Source organism: Arsukibacterium sp., from assembly GCF_036735525.1.
Classification (GTDB): domain Bacteria; phylum Pseudomonadota; class Gammaproteobacteria; order Enterobacterales; family Alteromonadaceae; genus Alishewanella.
This window is the reverse complement of the sequence record NZ_DAINOE010000191.1, coordinates 1-2,240: the sequence shown is the minus strand read 5'-3', so window position 1 is coordinate 2,240 and position 2,240 is coordinate 1. Positions and strand designations below refer to the sequence as shown.

Sequence of the window (2,240 nt, the reverse complement as noted above, 5' to 3'; positions counted from 1 at the left end):
TGCTGATTTATTCGAGCAACAAAGAGGCACCATCGTTGAAATGTTTAACATGTTCAGCGGTGGTGCACTTGAACGCGCGTCTGTATTTGCGCTGGGTATTATGCCCTATATCTCTGCTTCAATTATTGTTCAGTTATTAACCGTGATGCATCCGCATCTGGCCGAACTGAAGAAAGAAGGCGAAGCAGGCAAGCGCAAAATCAATCAGTACACACGTTACGGTACTTTAGTACTGGCTACCTTACAATCTATTGGTATTGCTACTGGCTTACCCAATATGATGCCAGGGTTAGTGATTAATCCGGGCTTTGCATTTTACTTTACCGCGGTGATCAGTTTGGTGACCGGTACCATGTTCTTAATGTGGTTAGGTGAGCAAATTACAGAGCGTGGCATTGGTAATGGTATCTCGTTGCTAATTTTTACCGGTATTGTTGCTGGCTTCCCGTCTGCCATTGGCCAGACGATTGAGCAGGCACGTCAGGGCGATTTGCACTTTTTACTGTTAGTAGCTATTGGCGTAATCGTTATTGCGATTACCTGGTTTGTGGTGTTCTTTGAACGCGGCCAGCGTCGTATTGTGGTTAACTATGCTAAGCGTCAGCAAGGCCGTCAGGTGTTTGCAGCGCAAAGCAGCCATTTACCGTTAAAAGTAAATATGGCTGGGGTAATACCGCCGATTTTCGCATCTAGCATTATCCTGTTCCCCGGTACTATAGCCACTTGGTTTGGTACAGGAGAGGGCGCAGTGGCTAACTTCTTACAAGAAGTAGCTCTTGCATTAAGTCACGGACAACCGCTGTATATTATGTTATACTCCGCGGCCATTATTTTCTTCTGTTTCTTTTATACCGCGTTGGTGTTTAATCCGCGCGATACAGCAGATAACCTGAAGAAATCCGGTGCTTTTATCCCTGGGATCCGTCCCGGTGAGCAGACATCAAAATACATTGATAAAGTAATGACACGTTTAACCCTAGCGGGCGCATTGTACATTACCTTTATTTGTTTGGTTCCTGAGTTCATGATGGTTGCATGGAATGTGCAATTTTACTTCGGCGGCACATCTTTATTGATTATTGTCGTGGTTATTATGGACTTTATGGCACAGGTACAGACCCATCTGATGTCTCATCAGTATGATTCTGTGCTTAAAAAGGCAAATCTTAAAGGCGTTGGCCGTTAAGATATATTTGCGGAGTTAAGTTATGAAAGTACGAGCTTCCGTTAAGAAGATCTGCCGTAACTGCAAAGTGATCAGACGTAACAACGTTGTTCGCGTAATTTGCAGCGAGCCGAAGCACAAACAGCGCCAAGGCTAATAGCAGAAAACATAAAGTGGGCTGAGCATTTCAGCTTAGCCCCTTTATTGTTTGCATTATATGCGCCATTTGAGTATCCTTACGGGCTTTTCAAATTGGCACCTTTAAATTTTTATATAGGAGAACGTTAGTGGCCCGTATCGCTGGCATTAACATCCCCGATAATAAACATGCAGTCATCTCGTTGACCTATGTTTATGGTATCGGTAAAACCCGCGCTAAATCAATTTTAGCTGCTGTGGGTATCGAAGAAAGTACGAAAATTGCTGCATTATCTGATGCGCAGTTAGATACGCTTCGTGACGAAGTTGCTAAGTACACCGTTGAAGGTGACTTACGCCGTGAAGTGACATTAAACATTAAACGTTTAATGGATCTTGGTTGTTACCGTGGCTTACGCCACCGTCGTAGTCTGCCAGTTCGTGGTCAGAGAACTAAGACCAATGCGCGCACCCGTAAAGGTCCACGCAAAGCGATTAAGAAATAGGACGGGGTAACACATGGCTAAAGCACCAGTTCGTACTCGTAAACGGGTAAAAAAGCAAGTTTCTGATGGTATGGCTCATATCCATGCTTCTTTTAACAACACCATCGTTACGATCACCGATCGTCAGGGTAATGCTCTTTGCTGGGCAACTGCTGGCGGTTCAGGTTTCCGTGGCTCACGTAAGTCAACGCCGTTTGCTGCTCAGGTAGCTGCTGAACGTGCTGGTACTGCTGCGTTAGAATATGGCGTTAAGAACCTTGAAGTGTTTGTAAATGGTCCAGGCCCAGGCCGCGAATCAGCGATTCGTGCTCTGAATGCCGCTGGTTACAAAATCACAAATATCACCGACGTGACGCCAATCCCGCATAACGGTTGCCGTCCACCTAAAAAACGTCGCGTGTAATTACAGCGCTTCACGGATTATTGGAGAA

At 45.3% G+C, this 2,240-nt stretch carries 4 protein-coding genes; all 4 read left to right on the top strand.

Annotated elements, in window-relative coordinates; genetic code table 11:
- Positions 1–1,186: preprotein translocase subunit SecY (gene secY, locus V7D78_RS17165; RefSeq protein WP_333609669.1), on the top strand; the 1,186-nt coding region annotated here is incomplete at its 5' end.
- 22 nt (positions 1,187–1,208) lie between these two features.
- The gene (rpmJ, locus tag V7D78_RS17160) at positions 1,209–1,322 is read left to right on the top strand and encodes a 50S ribosomal protein L36 (RefSeq protein ID WP_082694854.1); all 114 of its coding nucleotides are present in this window, start codon (positions 1,209–1,211) and stop codon (positions 1,320–1,322) included.
- 130 nt (positions 1,323–1,452) lie between these two features.
- A complete protein-coding gene (gene rpsM / locus V7D78_RS17155; RefSeq protein WP_333609668.1) occupies positions 1,453–1,809 on the top strand; it encodes a 30S ribosomal protein S13 in 357 nt (118 codons plus the stop codon).
- Positions 1,810–1,822: 13 nt separating this feature from the next.
- Positions 1,823–2,212, top strand: coding sequence for a 30S ribosomal protein S11 (rpsK, locus tag V7D78_RS17150; protein WP_027672163.1), 390 nt, complete (start codon positions 1,823–1,825; stop codon positions 2,210–2,212).
- The last annotated feature ends 28 nt before the right edge of the window (positions 2,213–2,240 follow it).